At 66.4% G+C, this 24,378-nt stretch carries 22 protein-coding genes and 1 pseudogene; 14 read left to right on the forward strand and 9 right to left on the reverse strand.

All coding sequences use genetic code 11. The features are described from left to right. Positions 1-237: 237 nt before the first annotated feature. Complete coding sequence (locus AC3A3Q_RS14330) at positions 238-363, forward strand: hypothetical protein (RefSeq protein ID WP_487586879.1); 126 nt, start codon at positions 238-240, stop codon at positions 361-363. 68 nt (positions 364-431) lie between these two features. On the opposite strand, the gene hflD is transcribed toward AC3A3Q_RS14330, so the two are convergent. Genes hflD through AC3A3Q_RS14350 form a run of 4 tightly spaced genes read right to left on the reverse strand, consistent with a single transcriptional unit; the run spans position 432 to position 3,186 of the window. Further along, entirely contained in the window at positions 432-1,031 is a 600-nt protein-coding gene (gene hflD, locus AC3A3Q_RS14335; RefSeq protein ID WP_487586880.1) for a high frequency lysogenization protein HflD, read from the reverse strand. Between the two features lie 14 nt (positions 1,032-1,045). Next, complete coding sequence (gene mnmA / locus AC3A3Q_RS14340; protein WP_487586881.1) at positions 1,046-2,170, reverse strand: tRNA 2-thiouridine(34) synthase MnmA; 1,125 nt, start codon at positions 2,168-2,170, stop codon at positions 1,046-1,048. Between the two features lie 34 nt (positions 2,171-2,204). Beyond that, positions 2,205-2,684: an NUDIX hydrolase gene (locus AC3A3Q_RS14345; protein WP_200605144.1), complete on the reverse strand. Its 480-nt coding sequence runs from the start codon at positions 2,682-2,684 to the stop codon at positions 2,205-2,207. Between the two features lies 1 nt (position 2,685). Further along, on the reverse strand, positions 2,686-3,186 hold the full coding sequence (locus tag AC3A3Q_RS14350) for a hypothetical protein (protein WP_487586882.1): 501 nt from the start codon (positions 3,184-3,186) through the stop codon (positions 2,686-2,688). Between the two features lie 106 nt (positions 3,187-3,292). On the opposite strand from AC3A3Q_RS14350, the gene clpS reads away from it, so the two are divergent. Together clpS and clpA are read left to right on the forward strand one after the other, a co-directional pair. Continuing rightward, positions 3,293-3,613, forward strand: coding sequence for an ATP-dependent Clp protease adapter ClpS (gene clpS / locus AC3A3Q_RS14355; RefSeq protein WP_487586883.1), 321 nt, complete (start codon positions 3,293-3,295; stop codon positions 3,611-3,613). A gap of 168 nt (positions 3,614-3,781) precedes the next feature. Then, a complete protein-coding gene (clpA, locus tag AC3A3Q_RS14360) occupies positions 3,782-6,061 on the forward strand; it encodes an ATP-dependent Clp protease ATP-binding subunit ClpA (RefSeq protein ID WP_487586884.1) in 2,280 nt (759 codons plus the stop codon). An 88-nt stretch (positions 6,062-6,149) separates the two neighbouring features. Here clpA and infA read toward each other — a convergent pair whose 3' ends face one another. The 4 genes and pseudogenes from infA to trxB form a co-directional block, all read right to left on the reverse strand. Further along, positions 6,150-6,368, reverse strand: a complete 219-nt coding sequence (gene infA, locus AC3A3Q_RS14365; RefSeq protein WP_031372296.1) for a translation initiation factor IF-1 — start codon at positions 6,366-6,368, stop codon at positions 6,150-6,152. Between the two features lie 114 nt (positions 6,369-6,482). Continuing rightward, positions 6,483-7,214, reverse strand: a pseudogene (gene aat, locus AC3A3Q_RS14370) (leucyl/phenylalanyl-tRNA--protein transferase); the annotation flags it as partial. 39 nt (positions 7,215-7,253) lie between these two features. Then, positions 7,254-8,375, reverse strand: coding sequence for a GNAT family N-acetyltransferase (locus AC3A3Q_RS14375; protein ID WP_487586885.1), 1,122 nt, complete (start codon positions 8,373-8,375; stop codon positions 7,254-7,256). A gap of 43 nt (positions 8,376-8,418) precedes the next feature. Continuing rightward, positions 8,419-9,372 carry a thioredoxin-disulfide reductase gene (trxB, locus tag AC3A3Q_RS14380; RefSeq protein WP_487586886.1) on the reverse strand — a complete coding sequence of 318 codons (954 nt, stop codon included), beginning with the start codon at positions 9,370-9,372 and terminating at the stop codon, positions 8,419-8,421. Between the two features lie 289 nt (positions 9,373-9,661). Between trxB and ald the strand changes: the two genes are divergently transcribed. From ald to AC3A3Q_RS14435, 11 genes are all read left to right on the forward strand, one after another. Then, positions 9,662-10,732, forward strand: coding sequence for an alanine dehydrogenase (gene ald, locus AC3A3Q_RS14385; RefSeq protein WP_487586887.1), 1,071 nt, complete (start codon positions 9,662-9,664; stop codon positions 10,730-10,732). Between the two features lie 201 nt (positions 10,733-10,933). Continuing rightward, the gene (locus AC3A3Q_RS14390; RefSeq protein ID WP_245156911.1) at positions 10,934-13,288 is read left to right on the forward strand and encodes a DNA translocase FtsK; all 2,355 of its coding nucleotides are present in this window, start codon (positions 10,934-10,936) and stop codon (positions 13,286-13,288) included. Between the two features lie 90 nt (positions 13,289-13,378). Next, positions 13,379-13,999 carry an outer membrane lipoprotein periplasmic chaperone LolA gene (gene lolA / locus AC3A3Q_RS14395; protein ID WP_487586888.1) on the forward strand — a complete coding sequence of 207 codons (621 nt, stop codon included), beginning with the start codon at positions 13,379-13,381 and terminating at the stop codon, positions 13,997-13,999. A gap of 211 nt (positions 14,000-14,210) precedes the next feature. Then, positions 14,211-14,816 (forward strand): hypothetical protein, encoded by a 606-nt coding sequence (locus AC3A3Q_RS14400; RefSeq protein ID WP_487586889.1) that lies wholly within the window; start codon positions 14,211-14,213, stop codon positions 14,814-14,816. Between the two features lie 173 nt (positions 14,817-14,989). Continuing rightward, a complete protein-coding gene (locus tag AC3A3Q_RS14405) occupies positions 14,990-16,303 on the forward strand; it encodes a replication-associated recombination protein A (protein ID WP_487586890.1) in 1,314 nt (437 codons plus the stop codon). Between the two features lie 440 nt (positions 16,304-16,743). Further along, positions 16,744-18,054 (forward strand): hypothetical protein, encoded by a 1,311-nt coding sequence (locus AC3A3Q_RS14410; RefSeq protein ID WP_487586891.1) that lies wholly within the window; start codon positions 16,744-16,746, stop codon positions 18,052-18,054. A 158-nt stretch (positions 18,055-18,212) separates the two neighbouring features. Continuing rightward, entirely contained in the window at positions 18,213-18,641 is a 429-nt protein-coding gene (locus AC3A3Q_RS14415) for a hypothetical protein (protein ID WP_487586892.1), read from the forward strand. Then, complete coding sequence (locus AC3A3Q_RS14420; RefSeq protein ID WP_487584207.1) at positions 18,638-19,336, forward strand: C39 family peptidase; 699 nt, start codon at positions 18,638-18,640, stop codon at positions 19,334-19,336. The genes AC3A3Q_RS14415 and AC3A3Q_RS14420 overlap by 4 nt, the downstream gene beginning before the upstream one ends. A gap of 11 nt (positions 19,337-19,347) precedes the next feature. Next, positions 19,348-19,860 (forward strand): hypothetical protein, encoded by a 513-nt coding sequence (locus tag AC3A3Q_RS14425; RefSeq protein WP_487586893.1) that lies wholly within the window; start codon positions 19,348-19,350, stop codon positions 19,858-19,860. 462 nt (positions 19,861-20,322) lie between these two features. Further along, entirely contained in the window at positions 20,323-21,780 is a 1,458-nt protein-coding gene (locus AC3A3Q_RS14430) for a transporter (RefSeq protein WP_487586894.1), read from the forward strand. 195 nt (positions 21,781-21,975) lie between these two features. Continuing rightward, the gene (locus AC3A3Q_RS14435; RefSeq protein WP_487586895.1) at positions 21,976-22,515 is read left to right on the forward strand and encodes a DUF4136 domain-containing protein; all 540 of its coding nucleotides are present in this window, start codon (positions 21,976-21,978) and stop codon (positions 22,513-22,515) included. Between the two features lie 69 nt (positions 22,516-22,584). On the opposite strand, the gene AC3A3Q_RS14440 is transcribed toward AC3A3Q_RS14435, so the two are convergent. Then, the gene (locus AC3A3Q_RS14440) at positions 22,585-24,261 is read right to left on the reverse strand and encodes an esterase/lipase family protein (RefSeq protein ID WP_487586896.1); all 1,677 of its coding nucleotides are present in this window, start codon (positions 24,259-24,261) and stop codon (positions 22,585-22,587) included. Between the last annotated feature and the right edge of the window lie 117 nt (positions 24,262-24,378).

A 24,378-nucleotide genomic window follows, 5' to 3' on the forward strand; every position in this document is an offset into this window, starting at 1 on the left:
ATGGATGTCCCGCGCCCCGCATCAGACAGGATGTCTGACTAAGGGGCGGAGCAATCCCCGGCCCGGCGGACGACGCCTCTCCGCAGCCGCAGCCGCAAACGCACACGGAAGCTGACAAAGACTGTGCCGTCCATCGCTAACCCCGAAGCTGGCCGACCCGAAGCGTCCAGTGCGTGACAACAGTCAAGGACTTGCGTCGCGCACTGTCGTTTCATCGCGCGCAGTCAGGGGGACAACATGAAGACGCACAAGGGGACGGATCGCGTCGAACAGACGCTGCGCTGGATGCTCGCGCTCGCGTTGATCGCGGCGGTGTGCTGGGCCTGGGGGCAGAGCGGCGGGGCGCACCTTCCGCCGGCGTAGGAGCGAGCTTGCTCGCGACCTGGAGGTGGCCAGCTTTCGCGAGCAAGCTCGCTCCTGCCAGGGGGGATTCAGGCCAGGTGGTCCTTGACCGCCGACAGCAACTCGCGCCTGCGCAACAGGAAGTCCCACAGGCTGCCGCCGCACTGGCGCCAGAGCACCGCCGAGCGCACCGCGGCGAGCAGGATCGCCCGCACTTCGGCCACCACCGTGGCCTGGCCGAGGTAGTGCGGATTGCCCTGCACCAGCACGCGCGGACGCAGGTGGCTCAGGGTTTCGGCATACAGGCTGCCGAGGGCGTTCATCACGTCCGGATGGCTGCTGCCACTGCGCTCGGCGTTGCCCGCCTGCGCCCGGATGCCGGCCTGCACGCGCTGGGCCATGTCATCGTCGCGGACGAAGCGACGCTCCAGCTGCAGTACCGCCAGCACCAGGCGCGGCAGCTGCTCGTCGCGCTGCTGGTTGCTGAAATAGTCGCGCAGCAGCGTCAGCCCCGGGCGCACGGCCTCGATGCCTCCGTAGATGGCCGCGGGCGAGGGCGAATCGATCCGGAAAACCGAATCCATCGCGGTGCCGAGGATGGCGGCGTTGGCCTGGCCGGTGTCGGCCACGCGCCGCACCTGCGCCAGGGCCTGCACCAGGCCGGCCAGCGCCAGCACACGGGTGGACATGGAGTTGCTTTGATTCATGCAGCTTGAGCCTTCAATCGTTCTTCCAGCGGTGCATCGGTGGTGGCAATGACAGCGCCACCCAGGCAGACGTCGCCGTCATAGAGGACCAGGGACTGTCCCGGCGTTACCGCACGTTGGGGGCGGGCGAAGCGGACTTCCAGTGTGCCGTCCTCACGCACGCTCACTTCGCAGGCCTCGTCATGCTGGCGATAGCGCGTCTGCGCGGTGCAGGTGAAGCGGGCCGAGGGCGGCGCGCCGGCGATCCAGTGCGCCGGTTCCGACCACAGTGTGTGTGACTGCAGCCAGGGGCTGTCGGCGCCCTGGTCGACGTAGAGGACATTGCCGGCGACATCCTTGCCGACCACGTACCACGGCGCCGCCTCGAAGCCACGCACGCCGCCGATGTTGAGACCTTCGCGCTGGCCGAGGGTGAAATAGAACACGCCGGAATGGCGGCCGATCACCTGACCGTCCGGTGTGCGCATCTCGCCTTCGCGTGCCGGCAGGTAGCGACCGAGGAACTCGCGGAAATCGCGCTCGCCGATGAAGCAGATGCCGGTGGAGTCCTTCTTGGCTGCGGTGGGCAGGCCGGCGTCGAGTGCCATTTGCCGCACGTCGCGCTTGATCAGTCCGCCCAGCGGGAAACGGGTCGCCGCCAGCTGCGCCTGGCCGAGCTGGTGCAGGAAATAGCTCTGGTCCTTGCTGCGATCCACCGCACGCAGCAGCAGGTGGCGGCCGGCGGATTCCTCGACCCGGGCGTAGTGGCCGGTGGCGATGTACTGCGCGCCCAGGTCGCGGGCGGCGTCGAGGAAATGCTTGAACTTGATCTCGCGGTTGCACAGCACGTCGGGGTTGGGCGTGCGTCCGGCGGCGTATTCGGCCAGGAAGTGCTCGAACACGCCTGCCCAGTACTCGCCGGAGAAATCGCGGAAATGGATCTGGATGCCGAGCCGGCCGCTGACCGCGACCGCATCGCGGCGATCGTCCTCGGCGCGGCAGTCGCCGCTGCCGTCGTCGGCCCAGTTCTGCATGAACAAGCCGGCGATCGGTTCGCCGGCATCGCGCAGGTGCAATGCGGCCACCGAGGAGTCAACGCCCCCGGACATGCCGACGATGGTTCTTGTCTGCACCGCACTCATGTCAGCGTGCTCATGTCAGCTTGCCCACGGCTGCTCATGCCAGGTGCTGGGCCAGCTCCAGCGGGTGCCTGTGCCCCGCCAGGAAGTCCGCGGCTGCCCGCCACACCAGAGGGCTGCGGTGGCGCTGCTGGGCCGCCTGCAGCTCGCTGGGCGTCATCCAGACCGCGCGGACGATGCCGTCGTCCAGCGGGCGCGCAGGATCGTGCCTGACCGGTTCGGCGGCAAAGGCGAAACGCAGGTAATGGCGTCCGCCGCGGCCGTCGCCGTTGTCCGGTGCCTTCCACTGGTAGGCACCGACGAACGCGGTGAGGCGGACATCCCAGCCGGTCTCCTCGAGCGTTTCCCGCAGCGCGGCCTCGTGCAGGCTCTCGTCCGGCTCCAGGTGCCCGGCCGGCTGGTTGAGCACCAGCCGGCCACCGACCGACTCCTCGACCATGAGCAGCCGACCGCCGTCGACCACCACCGTGGCCACGGTCACATCGGGTTGCCAGAACCTGCCTTCGCGGTAGCTCATCTCAGAATTCGTCCTTGCCCTGGGTCAGGGCCGCTTCCATCTGGTCGGCTGAGCGCAGGACGAAGTCCAGCGCATCGTCCAGCTCTTCGGCCGCGGCGTCGGCCGCGATCTTGACGACGAACACGGCCATGTTGCCCTGCTTGACCCACGCGCCGAGCTTGCTCGTCTGGCTGTCCTCGAGCAGGCGATTGGCGACATCGATCGGGAACTGGGTCGAGGAGGCGCGATACGCCGGCGACCAGATCTCGCGAACCTGCAGGTTGCCGAACTTTTCCGTCGCCGAGAGGATGTAGGCCAGTTGGCTGCGCTTGTCGTCGACGTCGAAGGTCAACTTGTAGTCGCCGTCCTCGTCCACCTCGTAGCGGTAGTCCAGGCTGTCCAACTGGCGGGCGATCAGAGGGTCGGCGGCGGAATGCTGCGTTTCACCGGTGGACACGCCGGTGTCGGCGGCCAGGGCCGGTAGCGACGACAGTGCGATCAGCATCGCAGCAAGCAGACGCATCGGGTTTGGCTCCTGGACTGATGAAAGCGGGGAATGGGCGGCATTGTGCCGGCGCCCGGGCATGGGCGTCCACGACCGGCAGCGGCCCGGGCCCTATAATTCGGCCATGGCCAAACAGACCGAACACGAACAACACCACGGCGTGCTGGTGGAAACCGGCAAGCCCGAGGTGGCCCGCCCGCCCCTGTATTCCGTCATGCTGCTGAACGACGACTACACCCCGATGGACTTCGTGGTCGAGGTGCTGATGCGCTTTTTCGCCATGAATGCCGAAAAAGCCACCCAGATCATGCTGCACGTGCATACCCGCGGCCGCGGTGTGTGCGGGGTTTTCACTCGCGAGGTTGCAGAATCCAAGGTGGCGCAGGTGAACGAATTTTCAAGGCTCAACCAACACCCCTTGCTGTGCACGATGGAAAAGGCCTAAAAGTTCTGCTTAGCACGTCTCGACCAGTAAGAAGCGTGGAACCAGCCGCTGCCAGGGCCGGTCCAAGGCCAGGAAGGAAGGGACTTGCGGCGGGCCTTGCAGGCGGCATGGAATTCGCCGGTCCCACCCCCATCTAGGACGGCAGTAGTTTCCGGAGGCTCTCGCCCCATGTTCAGCAAGGATCTCGAATACAGCATCGGCCAGTGCTACAAGCGCGCCCGCGAGGCGCGCCATGAGTACATGACGGTCGAACACCTGCTGCTGGCGCTGCTCGACAACCCGTCCGCCGAAGCCGTACTGAAGGCGTGCGGGGTCGACTTCCCGCGCCTGCGCACGGACCTGGAACAAGCCATCGCCACTTCGGTGTCGGTGCTGCCCGAAGATGTCGACCGCGACACGCAGCCGACCCTGGGTTTCCAGCGCGTGCTCCAGCGTGCCGTCTATCACGTCCAGTCCTCTGGCAAGAAGGAAGTCACCGGCGCCAATGTGCTGGTGGCGATCTTTGGCGAGAAGGACTCGCACGCGGTCTACTTCCTCAACCAGCAGGACGTCGCCCGCCTCGACGTCGTCAATTACATCTCCCATGGCATCGCCAAGCAGGGTGGCGAGGAATCCGCGCGTTCGCAGGAAGAGGGCGAGTCGCCCTCGGGCGAAGGCGAGGGCGAAGGCAAGGGTGACGCCCTGGCCGAGTTCGCGGTCAACCTCAACCAGCTCGCCCGCGAAGGCAAGATCGACCCGCTGGTCGGCCGCGCCGACGAAGTCGAGCGCACCATCCAGGTGCTGTGCCGCCGCCGCAAGAACAACCCGCTGTACGTGGGCGAGGCCGGCGTCGGCAAGACCGCGATCGCCGAGGGCCTGGCCAAGCGCATCGTCGACGGCGACGTCCCCGACGTGCTCGCCGACGCCACCATCTATGCCCTCGACCTGGGCGCGCTGGTGGCCGGCACCAAGTACCGCGGCGACTTCGAGAAGCGCCTGAAGGCGGTGCTGACACAGCTGAAGAAGCTGCCGGAAGCGGTCCTCTTCATCGACGAGATCCACACCATCATCGGCGCCGGCAGTGCCAGCGGCGGCACGATGGATGCAAGCAACCTGATCAAGCCGGCGCTGGCGTCGGGCGACCTGCGCTGCATCGGCTCGACCACGTTCCAGGAATACCGCGGCATCTTCGAGAAGGATCGGGCACTGGCGCGGCGCTTCCAGAAGATCGACATCGTCGAGCCGACGGTAGGCGAGGCCTACGAGATCCTGCAGGGGCTCAAGCCCAAGTACGAGGCGCACCACGGCGTGACTTACGCCGACGACGCGCTGCAGGCCGCCGTGGACCTGTCGGTCAAGCACATCGGCGACCGCCTGCTGCCCGACAAGGCCATCGACGTGATCGACGAGGCCGGCGCCCGGCAGCGACTGCTCGCGCTGGACATCCGCAAGAGCCTGATCGACGTCGAGGAGATCGAGACGATCGTCGCCAAGATGGCGCGGATCCCGACCAAGCAGGTCAGCGCCTCCGACAAGGACGTGCTGCGCAACCTCGAGCGCAACCTGAAGATGGTGATCTTCGGCCAGGATCCGGCGATCGACACGCTGACATCCGCCATCAAGCTCGCCCGCTCGGGCCTGGGCAATCCGGACAAGCCGATCGGCAACTTCCTGTTCGCCGGTCCCACCGGTGTCGGCAAGACCGAGGTCACCAAGCAGCTCGCGCTGCAGCTGGGCATCGAGCTGGTGCGCTTCGACATGTCGGAGTACATGGAACCGCATTCGGTCAGCCGCCTGATCGGTGCGCCCCCGGGTTACGTCGGCTTCGACCAGGGCGGCCTGCTGACCGAGAAGATCGTCAAGACGCCGCACTGCGTGCTGCTGCTGGACGAGGTCGAGAAGGCGCACCCGGACATCTTCAACATCCTGTTGCAGGTGATGGACCGCGGCGTGCTGACCGACACCAACGGTCGCGAGGCCAACTTCAAGAACGTGATCCTGGTGATGACCACCAACGCCGGCGCGGCGCAGGCGTCGCGGCGCACGATTGGCTTCACCCAGCAGGATCATTCGACCGACGCGATGGAAGTGATCCGCCGCAGCTTCACTCCGGAATTCCGCAACCGCCTCGATGCGGTCGTGCAGTTCCAGGCGCTGGGCTTCGAGCACATCCTGCGCGTGGTCGACAAGTTCCTGATCGAGCTGGAGGCGCAGCTGCACGACAAGGACGTGACGCTGTCGGCGACGCCGACCGCGCGTGACTGGCTGGCCCAGCACGGCTTCGACCCGCTGATGGGTGCGCGTCCGATGGCCCGCGTGATCCAGGACAAGATCAAGCGCCCGCTGGCGGACGAGCTGCTGTTCGGCAAGCTGGTCAACGGCGGCCGCGTCAGCATCGACGTCAAGGACGACGAGCTGGTGGTCGAGGCGCAGGCCGAGCCGGAGAAGCTGCTCCCGGCGACGGTGTAAGCAGGTCTCCCTCTCCCCTCGTGGGAGAGGGAAGGCAACAAAAAAGGCGGCCAATGGCCGCCTTTTTCAATCAATGGCTTACCGCTGATTACTTCATGCGGTAAGTGATACGACCCTTGGTCAGGTCGTACGGGGTCATTTCGACCTTCACCTTGTCGCCGGTCAGGATGCGGATGTAGTTCTTGCGCATGCGGCCGGAGATGTGGGCAATGATCTCGTGCCCGTTTTCGAGGCGCACCCGGAACATGGTGTTCGGAAGAGTTTCCGCCACCGTGCCCTCGAATTCGATCACGTCGTCTTTTGCCATGTGGTTCCTGAAATGCGTGGAGCGCCCGTGCCTCAGGATGAGGGACGGAACGAAGCCCCGTATTTTGCCATGCGCGGGCCGCCGTTGCAAAAAAACGGTTAAATGGGGCAGCGGATCGGCCAGCCGGCACGCCGGCCAGTCGCCCACGCGGGCGCTCCAGCGGCCAGGCAGGCCCTCCAGCGCCGCCATCTCGGCTACCCGCGCGACAAAGGCCTGTCGCGGCCAGGACCGGGCACCCAGGCTGATCAGGTGCGGGTTCTCGACCTGGGCGTCGATCAGGGGCCAGCCCCATTCGTTCAGATGGCGGGCCAGCGCTGCGAGGGCGACCTTGGAGCCGCCGGACATCGTGCTGAACATGCTTTCGCCGTAGAACATCCGGCCCACCGCCACGCCGTAGATGCCGCCGACCAGCTGCTCGCCGGCGAACACTTCGAACGAGTGCGCGTGACCGAGTGCATGCAGGCGGCGATAGGCGACCTGCATTTCCCGGGTGATCCACGTGCCGCGCTGGCCGGGTCGTCGGATCCGCGCGCAGACCTCGACGACTTCGTCGAAGGCGGTGTCGGCGCGCACCGTCCAGTCGCTGTGGCGCAGGCCGCGGCGGAACTTCGACGACAGCTTCACGGCATCGGTGGCGAATACCGTGCGCGGATCCGGACTCCACCACAGGATCGGCTGGCCCTGCGAATACCAGGGGAAGATGCCGTGCCGGTAGGCGTTGAGCAGGCGCGCCGGCGAGAGGTCACCGCCGACCGCGAGCAGGCCATCAGGCTGGCGCAGTGCCTGCTCCACGGGCGGGAAAGGCGCTTCGGGATCGTCTGGGAGCAGCGCGGGCAGGGCGGTCATGGTGGCGATGATGCATCCGCCGCGGCCGCGACGACAGCGTCAGTCCTTGAACGGCGAGTGCCCGACCAGGGTCGCCGCATACCTGCGCACCGCGTCCGACTCCTGCGCGCACCAGTCCCGCAATGCCGCGCGGAACTGCTCGTCCGCCAGCCAGTGCCGGCTGCGCACGATCGTCGGCAGGAAGCCGCGCGCGAGCTTGTGCTCGCCCTGGGCGCCGGGCTCGAAGCGGGTCAGTCCGTTCGCCAGGCAGTAGTCGATGCCCCGGTAGTAGCAGGTCTCGAAGTGCAGGCCCGGTGCCGTCTCGCTGGCGCCCCAATAGCGGCCATACAGGGTGTCGCCGCCGCGCAGGCACAACGCGCCGGCGATCGGACGGTCGTCGCGCATCGCCAGGAACATCACCAGCGAGTCCGGAATCGCGCGCGCCAGGTGGCGCAGGAAGTCGAGCGTCAGTGCCGGGTGGTTGCCGTAGTCGGCGAACGTCTGCAGGTAGAAGCCGTGCATTGCCGCGAGGTCGTCTTCGCTGGCGTCGCGACCTTCGACCACCCGGAACGTCACGCCGGCACGGGCGACCTTGGCCCGCTCCTGGCGGATGTTCTTGCGGTGCTTGTGGTCGAACGCGGCCAGGTAGTCGTCGAAGGTCTTCCAGTCGCGATCATTGCGCCAGTGGTATTGCACGTCGACCCGCGACAGCCAGTCGCGGTCGAACACGGGATCCTCGTCGTCGCGATGGAAATTGACGTGCACTGACGACAGCGCATTGCCAGCGCACAGTTTCGCCAACGTCATTGCGAGTTCGGAGCGGCGATCGACATCCCGGGCGAGCAGGCGCGGTCCGGTGACAGGCGAGTAGGGCACCGCGCACAGCCACTTGGGGAAGTACTCGAGCCCGTGCTGTGCATAGGCATGTGCCCATGCGTGATCGAAGACGAACTCGCCGTGCGAGTTCTCCTTCAGGTAGGCCGGAGCGGCGGCGACGAGTTCCGTGCCTTCCCACAGCGTCAGGTGTTGCGGCGTCCAGCCCCATTGCGCGCGCAGGCAGCCATGCTGTTCAAGCCCGCTGAGGAAGGCATGGCTGACGAACGGATTGCTGCCATCGTGCAGGGCATCCCATTGCGAAGCAGGGATGTCCGACAACGCGGTGATGATGCGTGGCGCGGTCATGCAGGAGCGGGGATGGAAACGACCAGAGCCCCGCCCTTCGACATCAACCTTCCTTGTCCAGGAACTTCTCCGCATCCAGCGCGGCCATGCAGCCGAAGCCCGCGGAGGTGATGGCCTGGCGATAGACCTGGTCGGCGACATCGCCGGCGGCGAACACGCCCGGCACCGAGGTCAGCGTCGAGTTGCCTTCCAGTCCGGTGCGGATGGTGATGTAGCCGTTCTTCATCGCCAGCTGGCCTTCGAACAGAGAGGTGTTCGGGGTGTGGCCGATGGCGACGAACAGACCGTGGATCAGCACTTCGCGGGTCGAGCCGTCCTGCACCGACTTCACGCGCAGGCCGGTCACTCCGGCATCGTTGCCGAGAACTTCGTCGACCTCGTGGTGCCAGATCGGCTCGATCTTGCCGGACTGGATTTTCGCGAACAGCTTGTCCTGCATGATCTTCTCGGCGCGTAGCGTGTCGCGACGGTGCACCAGGTAAACCTTGCGGGCGATGTTGGACAGGTACAGCGCTTCTTCGACCGCGGTGTTGCCGCCGCCGATGACCGCCACGTCCTGCTCCTTGTAGAAGAAGCCGTCGCAGGTGGCGCAGGCCGACACGCCGCGGCCCTTGAACATCTCTTCCGAGGGCAGGCCCAGGTACTTCGCGGTCGCGCCGGTGGAAATGATCAGGGCGTCACAGGTGTATTCGCCGCTATCGCCGACGAGCCTGAACGGGCGTGAGGAAAGGTCGGCGGTATGAACATGGTCGAACACCACTTCGGTGTCGAAACGCTCTGCGTGCGCCTGCATGCGCGCCATCAGGTCCGGGCCCATCAGCCCGTGGGCGTCTCCGGGCCAGTTGTCGACCTCCGTGGTCGTCATCAACTGGCCGCCCATCTGCAGGCCGGTGATCACCAGCGGCTTGAGATTGGCGCGCGCAGCGTAAACGGCCGCGGTCCAGCCGGCCGGGCCGGAGCCGAGGATGATGACGCGGGAGTGCTTCGATGGGGTCATTGGTATAATCGCGGGCTAATGGATTAAGGGGCGTAGGCGAGGTTGCAGCCATACGCCAGCGTGTGTCGGGTCGTCGAAGCCATAGCTTGGAGGCGGCATCCCGGCAAAACAAGGCGAGCTGCATGGACGCAATGTTGCACTGCGCCGTGAGCCCTGTCTGGCTTGTGAAGGACAATAGCGGTACGCGCCGCACATGCGGCGCTTTTTTGCGTCATTCCCCTCGCAATCGCCCGCGCATGCCCGCGCGGGGGGTTCAACACTTGCATCAACATTTCAAGAAGGTAGAGACATGCGGATCGGCGTTCCCAAGGAAACCAAGACCCTCGAAGGGCGCGTTGCGCTCGTTCCGGCTGCCGCCGGCGACCTGGTCAAGCGCGGCCACGAGGTCTGGCTCGAGAAGGATGCTGGCGTCAAGTCGGGCTTCACCGACGAGCAGTACACGCAGCTGGGCGTGAAGATCGCCGCCGACGCCGCGCAGCTCTACGAGAAGGGCCAGCTGATCGTGAAGGTGAAGGAGCCGATCGCCGGCGACCTCAAGCACCTGCGCAAGGACCACCTGCTGTTCTGCTACCTGCACCTGGCGGCTGAGCCGGAACTGACGAAGCAGCTGCTCGACATCGGCCTGACCGGTATCGCCTTCGAGACCGTCGAACTGCCCAACGGCGACCTGCCGCTGCTGGCGCCGATGTCGGTCATCGCCGGCAAGATCGCGGTCCAGGTCGGCACGCACCTGCTGCACCAGCCCGAAGGCGGCAAGGGCAAGCTGCTCGGCGGCCTGCCGTCGACCGAGCGTGGCAAGGTCGTCGTGTTCGGTGCCGGCCAGGCCGGCAGCGCCTCGGCGGCGCTGGCCGCGGCCGGTGGCTCGAATGTGGTCGTGTTCGAAATGCGCCAGGACCGCATGGACCAGATGATGCGCCTGGGCAACAACGTCACGACCCTCTATCCGTACGCCGACGTCGTCGCGCGCGAAGTGGCCTCGGCCGACCTCGTCGTCGGCGCGGTGCTGGTCACCGGTGCCCGCGCCCCGCACGTGCTGACCCGCGAGATGCTCAAGGGCATGCAGGACGGCAGCGTGGTGGTCGACATCTCGATCGACCAGGGCGGCTGCTTCGAGACCTCGCGCCCGACCACCTGGAAGGAGCCGACCTACGTCGAAGAGGGCGTGACCCACTTCTGCGTGACCAACATGCCCGGCGCCGTGCCGCAGACCAGCTCGCAGGCGATCTGCGCGGCGATCCTGCCGTGGGTCAACAAGCTGGCCTCGGGCGATGGCTGGCGCCAGAACCAGGCGCTGGTGCGCGGCATCAACGTCGAAGGCGGCAAGCTGGTGCACCCGGCGCTGCTGGACATGAAGCTCTAAAGCCACGCCAGATCGCGATATCGAACGGGGAGGGCCGGGTGACTGGCGCTCCCCGTTTCGTTTGTGGCGGGCTGTCCCTGTCGGCGCCGGAGGCTTCGGTTAGGATCTTTTGGGTCAGAACCGTGCCGTTGGCTCGCATTTGGCGTCTTTTCTGGCGTATATTCAACAACTAACAGTATCTAGCTAAGGCAGAACATCACGGTGGCGCAAGCGTCCACAGCCAGCCGCAAGAAAGTCACGGCCGAAAAGCTGCCGCCTTCGCCGCGGCGGCAACGTCTCATGCGCGATATCGCGCTGATCATCATCGCGCCCGTGCTGCTGTACCTGCTTGCCAGCCTGGTGACGTTCTCGCCGCAGGACCCGGGCTGGTCGCACGCCGGCAGCATCACCGCGCCGCTGCACAACGTCGGCGGGCGGGTGGGTGCGTTCACGGCCGACATCCTCCTTTACCTGTGCGGCTATGTCGCCTTCCTGCTGCCGCTGATGCTCGGCGCGGTCGCCTGGATCGCCTTGTTCGGCATGGACGAGGACGGCGATGGTGATGCCGACCTGGGCCCTGCGCTGCGACTGATCGGCATCGTCGGCTTCCTGGTGGCCGCCACCGGCCTGCTGCACCTGCGTGTGGCGTCGCCGGACTCGTTCTCCGCCGGCAGCGGCGGCATGCTCGGGCGACTGGTCGGCAAATCGCTTTATCTCGGTTTCGGGCCAGTAGGCGGAAACCTGTTCCTGCTGGCGTTGCTGCTGGTGTCGGTCACGCTGGCCACGGGTCTGTCGTGGTTCGCGGTGATGGACAAGATCGGCCAGTGGGTGCTGGCGCTTGGCCCGACGGTCAGCAAGTTGTTCCGCCAGGGCGAGAAGCAGGCGACCGAGTGGCAGCAGACCCGCGCCTTCCGCGAGGAGCGCGAGGAAGCACGCAAGGTCGACACGGAGCTTCGCGCCAAGCGCGCCCCGGTGAAGATCGAACCGCCTGCGGCTCCCGTGGTCGAGAAGAGCGAGCGCGCAAAGCGCGAGCAGCAGATCCCGCTGTTCCACGTCGGCGACGGCACCGGCATCCCGCCGCTGGCACTGCTCGACGATCCCAAGCCGCAGCCCAAGGGCTACAGCGAAGAGACACTGGAAACGCTGTCGCGCCAGATCGAGTTCAAGCTCAAGGACTTCCGCATCGATGCGCAGGTGGTCGGTGCCTATCCGGGCCCGGTGATCACGCGCTTCGAGCTGGAGCCGGCGCCGGGCGTGAAGGTCAGTCAGATCAGCTCGCTCGACAAGGACATCGCCCGCGGCCTGTCGGTGAAGTCGGTGCGTGTGGTCGACGTGATCCCGGGCAAGTCGGTGGTCGGCCTGGAAACGCCGAACACGTCGCGCGAGATGATCTTCCTGTCGGAGCTGCTGCGCTCGAAGGAATACGACAAGTCGACCAGCCCGTTGACGCTGGCGCTGGGCAAGGACATCGCCGGCCGCCCGACAGTGGCCGACCTGGCGCGCATGCCGCACCTGCTGGTGGCCGGTACCACCGGTTCGGGCAAGTCGGTCGCGGTCAATGCGATGGTGCTGTCGCTGCTGTACAAGGCGTCCGCGAAGGATCTGCGGATGCTGATGATCGACCCGAAGATGCTTGAGCTGTCGGTTTACCAGGGCATCCCGCACCTGCTCGCGCCGGTCGTCACCGACATGAAGGAGGCCGCCAACGGCCTGCGCTGGTGCGTGGCCGAGATGGAGCGCCGCTACAAGCTGATGTCGGCGGTGGGCGTGCGCAACCTGGCCGGCTTCAACAAGAAGGTCAAGGATGCGGAGGAAGCGGGCCAGCCGATGATGGATCCGCTGTTCAAGCCGAACGCCGAACTGGGCGAGGCGCCGCAGCCGCTGGAGACGTTGCCCTTCATCGTCATCTTCATCGACGAATTCGCCGACATGATGATGATCGTCGGCAAGAAGGTCGAAGAGCTCATCGCCCGCCTGGCGCAGAAGGCGCGCGCCGCCGGCATCCACCTGATCCTGGCCACGCAGCGTCCGTCGGTGGACGTGATCACCGGCCTGATCAAGGCCAACATCCCCACGCGCATCGCCTTCCAGGTATCGAGCAAGATCGACTCGCGCACCATCCTCGACCAGTCCGGCGCGGAAACGCTGCTCGGCCATGGCGATATGCTGTACCTGCCGCCGGGCACGGCGATGCCCGAGCGCGTCCACGGCGCCTTCGTCTCCGACGAGGAAGTGCATCGCGTGGTCGAACACCTCAAGCAGGTCGGTGGCGGCCCTGATTACATCCAGGGTGTGCTTGACGAAGTGCAGACCATGGGCGATGGCATCGTTGTCGGCGCGACCGGCCTGCCGGAAAGCGGCGGCGGTGGCGGCGACGAATCCGATCCGCTCTACGACGAGGCGGTGCGGATCGTCACCGAGACCCGCCGCGCCTCGATCTCGGGCGTGCAACGCCGCCTGAAGATCGGCTACAACCGCGCCGCGCGCCTGATCGAGGCGATGGAAATGGCCGGTGTGGTCACGCCGCCCGAGCACAACGGCGACCGCAGCGTGCTGGCCCCGCCGCCGCCCAAGTAGGGTCTCCGCGGGGCGGTCGTGCCTCCATTCATCTTTTCGGCGGCACACTGCGCCCATCGCGCGATGCCGCCACTTCACCCAGGGACTTCCATGCGCTTCATCCATCTGACCGGCCTCATTGCCGCGCTGGCCGCTTCGAGCGCCTTCGCCGGCGCGCGTGACGACCTCAACACGTTCACCAAGGGCCTCAAAGGCCTGAGCGGGCAGTTCACCCAAGAGGTCTACGACCCCAGCGGCAAGCTCAAGGAGACCTCGAGCGGGCAGGTGGCACTGTCGGCGCCGCGGCTGTTCCGCTGGGAGTACGTCAAGCCGTATCCGCAGCTGATCGTCGCCGACGGCAAGAAGGTCTGGGTGCACGAACCCGACCTGCAGCAGGTCACTGTGCGCCCGCAGGGCGAGGAAGAGCAGAACAGCCCGCTGTCGGCCTTGATCGATCCGAGCCGCCTGGACGCGCAGTTCAAGGTCAGGGAAATTGGTGCGGACTCGGGCCTGGAATGGCTGTCGCTGACGCCCAAGGGCGATAGTGACTCTGGCTTCCGTTCCGCCCGCCTGGGTTTCGGCCCGAGCGGCCTGGCCAAGATGCACGTGGTCGACGCGCTGGGCCAGCGCACTGAGATCAGCTTCAGCGGCTGGAAGCGCAACCCGGCCTTTGCCGCCGGCACCTTCCGCTACACGCCGCCCAAGGGCGTGGACGTGATCGGCGGCGGCTGAGCCGCCACGATCTCCGGCAAAAGGCCTGCTTCGGCAGGCCTTTTCGTTTCATAGGGTGGCAGCGACGCCATTGCCGGCCGCAGGAGCCTGCCCCGAATCAATGCCTACTTGCTGGACATGGGGGCTCGTGCTGTTGCTGGCGCACTCGCCTGTGGCGTCTGCCGTGGAACCGGGCGCGACCGCTCCGGCGACGCGGGCGTTGCCTCGCCCCGTGCTGGACTCCGCATCGCCCGCTGTCCAGTCACGCGCAAGCGACCGGCCGGCGCTCGAGAAAGCCGTGGCCGGCGTCGTGGTCGGGGCTCTGGCCGCGCAGTTCGATGGCCGTGCCGTCGAGGCCCGCTTCGGCGCAATCGACGACCAGCCCGGCGATGCCGGCCGGCGTGCGATCAGTGGGGAAGGGCGGATGCGCTTTGCCGGCGACTTGGCGTGGATCGGCTTCGCATTCCGCACCCAGTACGACGTGCTGCTGGGACAGGCCGCAGCGCCGGAGCTGGTGCTGGGAGTCGGCGAAGAGGCGCGTCCTGTGCCCAACGACACGGCAGTGGTGCAGCAGCTCGACGATCGCCTGGTGCAGGCGCTGCGCGCGGACCTGGCGTTCGCGTCGATACGCCTGCAGCTCGATCGCATCGAATCGGTCGAGACCGGCCAGAACTACCTGCTGATCGACGCCTGGGGCCTGGCCGACTTCGCCCGCGATGGCAGCAGCAAGATCCGCATCGCCGCCTTCTACGACCGGCGCAGCGGCCAATGGCTGCAGCTGCACTACGACCTGGGTGAAGCACCTGACACCGCCATGCCGCCCGTGGCCGGTCGCTGAAGCTGCGAGATCGTTGGCGCTGAAAACCTCGGCTACGGCCGCCAACGCCCGTCTTGGTATTGTGTGCGTGTCCCCGGCAAGGTTGCCAACACGTGGTCCGGCAAAGTTCCCCCCGAAACTCCGCTCCCGGTCTGTCCGCGGGCGACGACCTGCTCCATGTCGATCGTGATGCCATGCGCCCGCTGGCGGAGCGCATGCGCCCGCGCACGCTCGACGAGATGGTCGGGCAAAAGCGGCTGCTTGCTCCGAAGTCGGCGTTGCGTCGCGCGATCGAATCCGGACGCGTGCATTCGATGGTGCTCTGGGGGCCGCCGGGTTGCGGGAAAACGACGCTGGCACTGTTGCTGGCCAAGTACGCCGATGCAGAGTTCCGCGCGATCTCGGCGGTGTTGTCGGGGCTGCCGGAAGTGCGGCAGGTCCTGGCCGAGGCGGCGGTGCGATTTGGCGAAGGCCACCGCACGGTCCTGTTCGTCGATGAGGTACATCGCTTCAACAAGGCGCAACAGGACGCGTTCCTGCCGCACATCGAGCGCGGCACGATCCTCTTCATCGGCGCCACCACCGAGAATCCGTCCTTCGAGTTGAACTCGGCGCTGCTCTCGCGTTGCCGCGTGCACGTGATGGAAGCAGTCTCGGTGGAAGACATCCGCCTGGCACTGCGGCAGGCACTGGCCGACGACGAGCGCGGTCTTGGCGGGCGTGGGCTCAAGGTCGACGACGAGGCACTGGAACAGATCGCGCGCGCCGCCGACGGCGATGTCCGTCGCGGATTGACGTTGCTGGAGATTGCCGCCGAACTGGCCGAGGGCGAAGGCGGAGAGGTTACCGCGAGCACGCTGGCGCAGGTGCTGGCAGACCGTACGCGCCGCTTCGACAAGGGCGGCGAGCAGTTCTACGACCAGATCTCGGCGCTGCACAAGTCGGTGCGCAGTTCCAATCCCGATGCCGCGTTGTACTGGCTCACGCGCATGCTCGATGGCGGTTGCGATCCGTCGTACCTCGCACGTCGTCTCACACGCATGGCGGTCGAGGACATCGGCCTGGCCGACCCGCGTGCGTTGCAGATGGCGCTCGATGCCTGGGACACGTTCGAACGCCTGGGCAGTCCCGAGGGCGAGCTGGCGTTCGCGCAGTTGACGCTGTACCTGGCCAGCACCGCCAAGTCGAATGCCGGCTATGCCGCGTTCAATGCGGCCAAGCGAGACGTCAGCGAGTACGGAACACAGGACGTGCCGCTGCACCTGCGCAACGCGCCGACCAAGCTGATGAAGCAGCTCGGTTACTCCAAGGGTTACCAGTACGACCACGACGCCGAAGGCGGCATCGCGCTGGACCAGACCGGCTTCCCCGATGCGATGGGAGAGCGCGTGTATTACCAGCCGGTCGACCGCGGCCTGGAGATCAAGCTGCGCGAGAAGCTCGAGCGCCTGCGTGCCGTTCGCGACGCCGCCCGGCGTGAGCGCGGTGTGAGCAGCGGCGACGACTGATCCGGATATTTATCCGTGCGTTGCCAGTGCGAAACGCCAGAAGAACAGCAGATTCCCGATTCAACACGTTGAGTGGAAACGGGAATCCGGCTTTTGAAAGATGGCTGTAAAGGCAGGCGTTTCAGTTTCGCAATGCTTTGCTGAATATGCGGTCCCCGCTTTGCGAGGACCGCTGATCAATGGTTTGCGCCGTGCCAATGGCGAAGAACATCAAGTCCGTCGAGGAAGCCGGTTTCAAATTTGCAACACCTTGGGCCGTTCTGCGGGTGTGCTTGCCCCGATCTCCAGCCCACCCCTTTTTGTTCAGTTGGAATCGCATTGTCGATCAATCACTTGCCGTACCTGAACGAAGCTTGGCACCACCTGTGCGTGTAGTTCCATGCGTCGTTTACCGGTGCCTCCCCCGGGTGCCAATCGACGTACCGTAAAGGAGAACAACAATGCGCATTCGTAGCAGCTTGATGGCAACGGCAGTGCTCCTGGGACTTGGTCTTACCAGCCAGGCCTGGGCACAACAGACGAACGGTGATGGCAATGGCGGCGATGACATCCTCGCCAACATCACCGCCACCGATAACAGCCAGGACAACGACAGCGACAGCAGCACCGCAAACAACGGCGATTCCGGAGCAGCCGCAGGCTCGGCCTCGGCCGCAAGCAGCGGTACGGCAACCAACAGCTATACCGATTCGAGCACCTTCTCCAAGACCTCCAGCCACATCGTCGCACTGACCAAGCTTGAAGGCTCGGTCTACGACGTGGGCGCTCATGACATCGGCAACGTCGCCAAGAATTTCGGCGGCGCCAACGGTGGGAAGGGCGGTTCCGGTGGTGATGGCTACGGTGGCAAGGGCTACGGTGGCGACGGCTACGGCGGCAACGGCGGCGACGGCGGCGACGGCGGCGACGGCGGCAGCGGCGGCAGCGGTGGCAGTGCCGAGAACGGCAGCGCGAACTCCGGCGATGCCAGCATCGGTGATGCAACGGCAGGTCGTGGCGGCCGTGGCGGCGACACCTGGGATAACACCAGTGGTCGCGGCGGCGATGCCGACAACGACAGCGGCGATGCTGGCGGTGCCAGCCTGGCCGGCTCCGGTTCCGGCTCTGGCTCCGGCGCGCTTGCCGGCGGCAGTGACGGCGGCGGCGGTGGCGGTGGCGGCGGTAACGACGGCGGCAACGGTGGCGGCGCTGGCGGTGATGGCGACGACAACGGTGGTGCAGGCGGTGCCGGCGGCACTGGCACGGGCGGCGCAGGCGGCGCGGGCGGTTCGTCCACCGCAACGTCGACCTCGACCTCGACCTCGTCCGCAACTTCCGGCGCAGGCACCGGTACTTCGGGTGCAACTGCCGGTGACGGCGGCGCGAGCGGCACGGTTACCGCATCTGCCGGTTCCGGCGGCGGCGGTGGCGCAGCCACCAACGGCGATGCCGATGCCAGCGCAAGCAATGGCTCGGCCACTGCCGGTGACGGTGCCGTCGGTGCAGCAGGTGCCGCAGGCGGCGCCGGCGGTGCTGGAGGGACTGGCAACGGTGGTACCGGCGAAGGTGGCGTGGGCAACGGTGCAGTCGGCGGTGCCGGCGGTGCTGGTGGTTCGAACGTCGCCGATGCAGGCACGTTCAACATGTCCAGCAACATGACCAGTGTTGGACAGTCGGCGGCCGGCATCATGACGGTTGCGCAGAACAGCGGTTTCTCCTCGCTGATCCAGCAGGGCGTGACCGTCCAGGCCAACCTGTCCGTAGGCCCATAAGCGCTCCCCAACGACGTACCGGAGGTTTCCGACCTCCGGCTACGTCGGAATGCGCGTACAAGGACTTCCTGCCGGTGCCGCAAAGCGCCGGCAGGAAATTCCCGGAAACGTGGGCGACCACGCGCGCAACGGGGACTGCATGGCAAAGGAGAATGACCGTGCGACCGACCCGTTTCATTGTTCTTGCAAGCATCACGGGCCTGATCGGCCTGTCGTCATTGGGCTCGGTGGTTGCCCAGGACCTCACTACCAACTACCGCGAATCTGTCGATCCGCTGGTGTTCGCGCCCGCGGCCGAACCCGTCGTCGAGGTGCCCGTCCAGGACAGTGCGATGGGTCAATCGATCGATCTGGAAGCGCTGGCCGACATGCGTGGCGGCGCCGACATCGTTGAAAACGATGTCCTTCTGGAAGGTCGCGTCGAGGACAACACAGCCAACCGCGTCGTCACCGGCAACAATGCCCTGGGCGGCGGTTCGTTTGTCAATTCCAACGGCATCAACACCGTCATCCAGAACACCGGCGCGAACGTGCTGATCCAGAACGGAATGATCGTGAACGTGCAGTTCGCGGACCCGACTCCATGAGCGTCCGCACCATCCGGGGCCGTGCTTTGATGGCGGCATCGGCCTGGATACTGTTGGCCGGCCTGGCCCAGGCCGGCAAGGTGGACGTGCGCGTCAACGGCGCGCCTTACCGCATGCAGGTGGTCAGCCTCAAGGAGGCGAGATTCCAGACCACCGTGCCGCAGCAGTACGACTTCAGCTGCGGATCGGCCGCCACGGCCACTCTGCTCACGTATCAGTACGGCATCCCGGTCACCGAGGCCGAGGTGTTCATGCAGATGTACGAGCGCGGCGACCAGGCCAAGATCAAGCAGCGCGGTTTCTCGCTGCTGGACATGCGCCGTTACCTGCAGTCGCGCGGGTTCGAGGCCGATGGCTTCGAGCAGCCGCTGGACAAACTCTTCCAGGAAGGCTTGCCGGCGATCGTGCTGCTCAACGATCGTGGCTACAAGCACTTTGTCGTGATCAAGGGATTGCGCAACGGTCGCATCCTGTTGGGCGATCCCGCACGCGGCACGCGGGCGATGCCACGCTCGAGGTTCGAAGAGCTGTGGGACAACAAGATCCTGTTCGTGATCCACAACCGGCGCGAGATCGCCGGATTCAATCTCGCCCGCGATTGGCGCACCGCGCCTCCGGCGCCACTGGATGCCGGCATCGCGCGCGACAGCCTTTACAACATCGTCACGCCGCGCAAGCGGCCGGGCGACATCTGAGGGGGTGGCATATGCGCTCGCCTTCATTGCGTCTGAGAGTTTCCCTGGCGGCCGCCGCGTTCGTCGCCGCTGCCGCGGCCACGCTGACGGCCGGCGCTGCCGAAGTCGGCTCGCTGGGTAAGGATTGGGTCGCGGTCGATCCCGCCCTGCTGGAGGACATGCGCGGCGGTTTCCAGACCGCAAACGGCATGGCGTTGTCGTTCGGCATCGAACGCGTGGTGTACGTCAATGGCGAACTGTTGGCCTCCACGCGGGTGAACATTCCCGACATCGGCCGCATGACCCAGGCCCAGGCGCAGGAACTGGCCGACTTCAACCAGGGCCAGGTGATCCAGGTCGGCGAAGGCAACACGTTCGAGCCGTCGGCCAGCTTCAACGGCCTGCTGGTCCAGAACACGCGCAACGACCAGGACATTCGCGCCCTGACCACGGTCAATGTCGGCGTAGACACCCTGAGTGCATTCCAGGATCTCAATACACAGCAGGCCCTGCAGAGCGCCATGGTCGCGGCGACATCGCCATGACATCGGTCCCCTGAGACTGCCGCCCTGGTGCCGGCGCCCTGAAAGGCGGCCGGACCGCGTTCTATCCGAGGACCCCCCACAGGAGGCCGCATGAAAAGGACGCCACCAACGCGCAAGCGCCTGATGCTTGCTCCCTGCCTGCTGTTGAGCATGGCCGGCATCGCCAATGCCCAGAACCCGTCCCAGAACCCGTCGCAGCCAGTAGACCGGACCGACGCAGGGACCCCGGCCAGTGCCGCACCCGCGCCCGTGTCGCCTCCCGCGCGCAGCGCCAAAACCGTCGTTGCGGACCGCTCCGCCACCGCGGCCCTGGCGGCCGCTGCCGCCGCAGCGGCTTCGATTGCCAGCTCCCCGGAGACCACCGCGCCAAAGCCTGCGACGGCCCCGGCAGCGGTTAGCTCTGCGCCGAAACCGGTGCCCGTCGTCATTGCAGCAGCAAAGCCGGTGCCCCAAACGGCCCCGGTGCCAGTGGCAGTTTCGCAGCCGGCACCGGTGCGACCGGCGCCTTCGCAGGCAGCGCCTGTGCCAGTGGCACCGGTGCAGGCAACACCGCCGAAGCAGGCGCTGGTTCCGGCAACGCCGGAAGAAGTGGCCGCCGCCGAAGCACGCCTGGACGCGCTGCAGCGCGAGATCAACCAGCAGACGCAGCGCCTTGGCGAGTTGCGCCAGAGCCTGGCGCAGCAGGAACAGAGCGTCGCCAGCCTGCAGCGGGCACTGGATGAAGAGCGACTGGAGGGCGAGCGCGGTGCAGGTGCGACGCCCAGCCGGATGGTGCCGTCGCTGGCGCAGCAGACGTTTGTTCCGGTGCCCGGACAGCAGCAGCCGGCGCAGGTGGCGCAGGCGCAGCAGCCGCAGCAGCAACAACCACAACAGCAGCAACCGGTGGCGCGGCAACAGCAACAGCAGCAGTCGCAGCAACAGCGCCAGCAGCCGGTCGGCGAAGCGCCGGAGACTTCGACGCGTCCGCCGGAAGTGGCGCAGATCTTCGACCAGCCCGGCGTGCTGACACCGGCGGGAAAGTTCATCCTCGAGCCGTCACTGCAACATGGCTACTCGGCCAATGATCGCGTGGCGCTGGTCGGCTTCACCGTCATACCGGCGATCCTGATCGGCCTGATCGACGTCCGGCAGGTCAAGACCACGTCCGGCGTGGCGACCGTCACCGGCCGTTACGGCTTCGGCGGCGGCCGCTTCGAACTCGAAGCGAAGGTGCCGTACGTCTACCTCAATGCCGACACGGTCAGCCGCGAGATCTTCACCGGCACGGCCGTCGACAACGTCTTCAATGCCAGCGGTCGCGGCATGGGCGACATCGAGGCGACGGCACGCTACCAGCTCAACAAGGGCGGCCCGGACAAGGCGTTCTACATCGGTTGGCTGCGTTACAAGAGCCGCACCGGCAAGGACATCTTCGAGGTCGTCACCGACTGCGTGACGCGCTGCGTCTCCAACGCGACCGGCACCGGTCTTCCGCTTGAACTGCCCACAGGCACCGGCTTCCAGGCCGTGCAGCCGGGCGTGACCTGGCTGTACCCGTCCGATCCGGTGGTGTTCTTCGGAAGCATCAGCTACCTGTACAACTTCGAGCGCCACAACGTCTCGCGCACGGTCCTGCTCAGTGGCAAGGAGCTGCTGGGTGACGTCAAGGCGGGCGACATCTGGGGCTTCAACCTCGGCATGGGCCTGGCGTTGAACGAGAAGGCGTCGATCAGCCTCGGCTACGACACAAGCCTGGTCGGCAAGACCGAACAGAATGGCAGGGAGGCGCCGGGTTCGGTGCGGGTGACGCTGGGGACGATGCTGCTGGGCGGCACCTATCGCTTCAGCGACAAGGTTTCGCTCAACGTCGCACTCGGCGTCGGCGTGACACGCGATACGCCCGACGTGACGTTTACCGCTCGCGTTCCGATCTCGTTCTGATCCCGCAGGACGTCCGCGCAATGGCAGGCCAATGCAGCCTGCCATTGCGCGTGGTGGCAACGTTTCACATCCAGTTCACGCCCTTGGGGGCTAATTCCCGTTCCACGTAAGCACCGCAGCCGTCGCGGGCCAGGACGGCTGTGGTTCGTCGCCGTACTTTGGCGAGCCAACGATTGCCTCACTCGGGAGAAGACCATGAAACACCTTGCGCTGGGCATGTTGCTGGCGACGATGCTGGGCGGTTGCGCGACCTCGCCGACGGTGACCACCGATCATGATCCGGCCGCGCAGTTCGGCAGCTACCAGACCTATGCGTGGCTGAAGAAACCCGAAGCCAACTCGCCCCTGATCCAGCAACGCATCGTGTCCGCCGTGGACGCAAAGTTGCAGGCGCGCGGATGGCGCCAGGCGGCCGAACCCTCGGCAGACATCGTCCTGGTGGCCAATGTCGCCACGACCCAGAAGCAGAGCATCGACACGTTCTACAACGGCCCGGCATGGGGCGGTTGGGGCTGGGGCGGCATGGGCATGGGCAGTGCCTCGACCACGGTGCGCACGTATGACGTGGGCACGCTGGTCGTCGACATGTTCGACACCAAGACCAAGCAGGCCGTCTGGCGCGGTACCGCCTCGGCCACCGTCCCGAGTTCGGTGGAGAAGGCCAACACACTGGTGCAGGCCGGCGTAGACAAGATGTTCGCGTCGTTCCCGCCGGGCAGCACGCCTGCGAAGTAGGGTCGCCGAGGTTGGGGGTCTGGCAGGGCCGGCGGGGAAACTCGCCGGCCTTGCTGCGTTCGGCGCAGGTCAGTGGCCGTCGGCAGACGCGCGAAGGATGCGCAGCACTTCGGCCACGCCTTCGTCGCTCTCCTGGAGGTCATGGCCGAGCGGAAGCACCTTCGTCGATTCGGCCCCGGGGATGATCGCGCTTTCCAGCGGTACCACGCCGTCGGTCGGCGGATTGCGTCCAGGCAATGCGCCAGCGATGGTGTGGTAGGCAATGCCGCTGGCCGGCATCAACACCTGGCCAGCGGCGCGAACGGGTTGTTGCGTCTGCAACGTGGTGATGCTGTTCAATCGCGCCTGCTGGTAGAACAGCCGCAGTTCTGGTTGCACCGCCTCCGGGTTGACCTCCGCGATGCGCCTGAGCGATTGCAGTTCCGGTGTGCGACGGCCGATCAGCACTCGCGCGAGGCGCCCGTACCATCGTGTCGCGCTGGGGCTGCCACCGTGCGGGGACGAGATGAAGATCGCGCGCGAGATGCCCGGGTAGGGCGTGAAGTGGAAGACTTCGTCGACACCGGCGATGTCCTCCGCATCGCCTTTGAGCGCCGATTTCGGCAGCACGAAGGCGGCATCCCACAGAACGTCACCGCTGTCGACGCACAGCATCCGCGATACGACGCCGCCCAGGCTGTGGCCGACCAGCACCATGCCCGTGCGCGCTGCATCGTCGCCTTCGGGGTCGAGGACGTTCCAGGCCTCATCGAGGTATCGCTGCACGCGCCGACGGATCACAAGCAGTGGCGCGTTGGTCTGGTAGACGACGTGCCAGACCTGGAATCGCTCGCGAAGGTCGGGCGCACCCCATACTGCGTTTGACAAGCGCGCCCAGGTCAATGGGCTGCTGCCAAGCCCATGGATCATCACCAGCGGACGCTTGCCGGGATCGTAGTCCTCGAGCAGGTAAAGGCCGGCGCGGCGGCCGACTTCATCGCCACCCAGCAGACCCCAGATCGCCAGCCGATCCAGTTTCGAAGTGAGCGCGCCGGAGGCATACCCGGCGGATGTGTCGTAGGCAAGCGCGATGCGCTGCGTGCCGACGGTCAGGGCGTCGAGGGCCACGGCGTCGGCGATGACCAGGCGCGGGCGACCGTTGTCGCTGTCGCCCGGCTCGAGCCACGCGGTTGCATTGCGGAACACGCCTTCCGGCGGCAGCAATTCGCACAACGGCCGATCATTGCAGCGACGCGACAGCACGGCCAGCGGGACACCGAACCCGGCTCGGTGCATGCGCGCTCCGCCAAGCAGGCTCATCGGTACTTCGCTGGCGCGGGTGAGCCTGAGCGGGCCATCCAGGTAAGGTGACAGCTGCCGGAACTCGATGTCGAATTCATTGCCGTCGATGGTCTGCGGTCCGCTGACCCAGCCGCTGCTGCGCTGCGCCAGCACACGGGCGAGCAGGGCGTCGGTGCAGTGCGTGGCCAACGTTGCTGCCTCGACCACGGTATCGCGCTCAGCCAGTGCCGGATACGCGCCGAGTGCGCATCGTGTCCACGCGTCCGTCGCGCTGTCGCCTTCCATCGCCGCGGCGCGGCGCGACCAGGTGTGGGCCGTCTCCAGGCCACGCATGGCCTGGTCGCTGTCGACGTTCGATGCCGACGAGGACGGACGCTCGCCGACGGTGTGACAGCCGCACAGCACCAGTGAGGCAAGCAGCAACCACCCGGCTCGCGAAGCGTTGCCAGCGGTGGCAGGGGCCATGACCGTTCCCAGGGAGGAAGTACCGCGCAGTGATACCGCAAGCGCGGCGCAAACGCACCTGCGGATTGGCGGTCAGGCCTGCAAGGCCGGCCGCGTCACCGACGCCTCAGGTCGGTG

Source organism: Lysobacter sp. Soil_C_59 (genome assembly GCF_057656415.1).

What these genes read in the sequence shown, in the direction of transcription:
- trxB (WP_487586886.1), bottom strand. Translation starts at nt 9,372, where the DNA reads ATGACCCCATCGAAGCACTCCCGCGTCATCATCCTCGGCTCCGGCCCG.
- AC3A3Q_RS14410 (WP_487586891.1), top strand. Translation starts at nt 16,744, where the DNA reads ATGCGCATTCGTAGCAGCTTGATGGCAACGGCAGTGCTCCTGGGACTT.
- AC3A3Q_RS14330 (WP_487586879.1), top strand. Translation starts at nt 238, where the DNA reads ATGAAGACGCACAAGGGGACGGATCGCGTCGAACAGACGCTGCGCTGG.
- AC3A3Q_RS14350 (WP_487586882.1), bottom strand. Translation starts at nt 3,186, where the DNA reads ATGCGTCTGCTTGCTGCGATGCTGATCGCACTGTCGTCGCTACCGGCC.
- lolA (WP_487586888.1), top strand. Translation starts at nt 13,379, where the DNA reads ATGCGCTTCATCCATCTGACCGGCCTCATTGCCGCGCTGGCCGCTTCG.
- mnmA (WP_487586881.1), bottom strand. Translation starts at nt 2,170, where the DNA reads ATGAGTGCGGTGCAGACAAGAACCATCGTCGGCATGTCCGGGGGCGTT.
- clpS (WP_487586883.1), top strand. Translation starts at nt 3,293, where the DNA reads ATGGCCAAACAGACCGAACACGAACAACACCACGGCGTGCTGGTGGAA.
- hflD (WP_487586880.1), bottom strand. Translation starts at nt 1,031, where the DNA reads ATGTCCACCCGTGTGCTGGCGCTGGCCGGCCTGGTGCAGGCCCTGGCG.
- clpA (WP_487586884.1), top strand. Translation starts at nt 3,782, where the DNA reads ATGTTCAGCAAGGATCTCGAATACAGCATCGGCCAGTGCTACAAGCGC.
- AC3A3Q_RS14420 (WP_487584207.1), top strand. Translation starts at nt 18,638, where the DNA reads ATGAGCGTCCGCACCATCCGGGGCCGTGCTTTGATGGCGGCATCGGCC.
- infA (WP_031372296.1), bottom strand. Translation starts at nt 6,368, where the DNA reads ATGGCAAAAGACGACGTGATCGAATTCGAGGGCACGGTGGCGGAAACT.
- AC3A3Q_RS14435 (WP_487586895.1), top strand. Translation starts at nt 21,976, where the DNA reads ATGAAACACCTTGCGCTGGGCATGTTGCTGGCGACGATGCTGGGCGGT.
- AC3A3Q_RS14375 (WP_487586885.1), bottom strand. Translation starts at nt 8,375, where the DNA reads ATGACCGCGCCACGCATCATCACCGCGTTGTCGGACATCCCTGCTTCG.
- AC3A3Q_RS14405 (WP_487586890.1), top strand. Translation starts at nt 14,990, where the DNA reads ATGCGCCCGCTGGCGGAGCGCATGCGCCCGCGCACGCTCGACGAGATG.
- AC3A3Q_RS14425 (WP_487586893.1), top strand. Translation starts at nt 19,348, where the DNA reads ATGCGCTCGCCTTCATTGCGTCTGAGAGTTTCCCTGGCGGCCGCCGCG.
- AC3A3Q_RS14440 (WP_487586896.1), bottom strand. Translation starts at nt 24,261, where the DNA reads ATGGCCCCTGCCACCGCTGGCAACGCTTCGCGAGCCGGGTGGTTGCTG.
- ald (WP_487586887.1), top strand. Translation starts at nt 9,662, where the DNA reads ATGCGGATCGGCGTTCCCAAGGAAACCAAGACCCTCGAAGGGCGCGTT.
- AC3A3Q_RS14345 (WP_200605144.1), bottom strand. Translation starts at nt 2,684, where the DNA reads ATGAGCTACCGCGAAGGCAGGTTCTGGCAACCCGATGTGACCGTGGCC.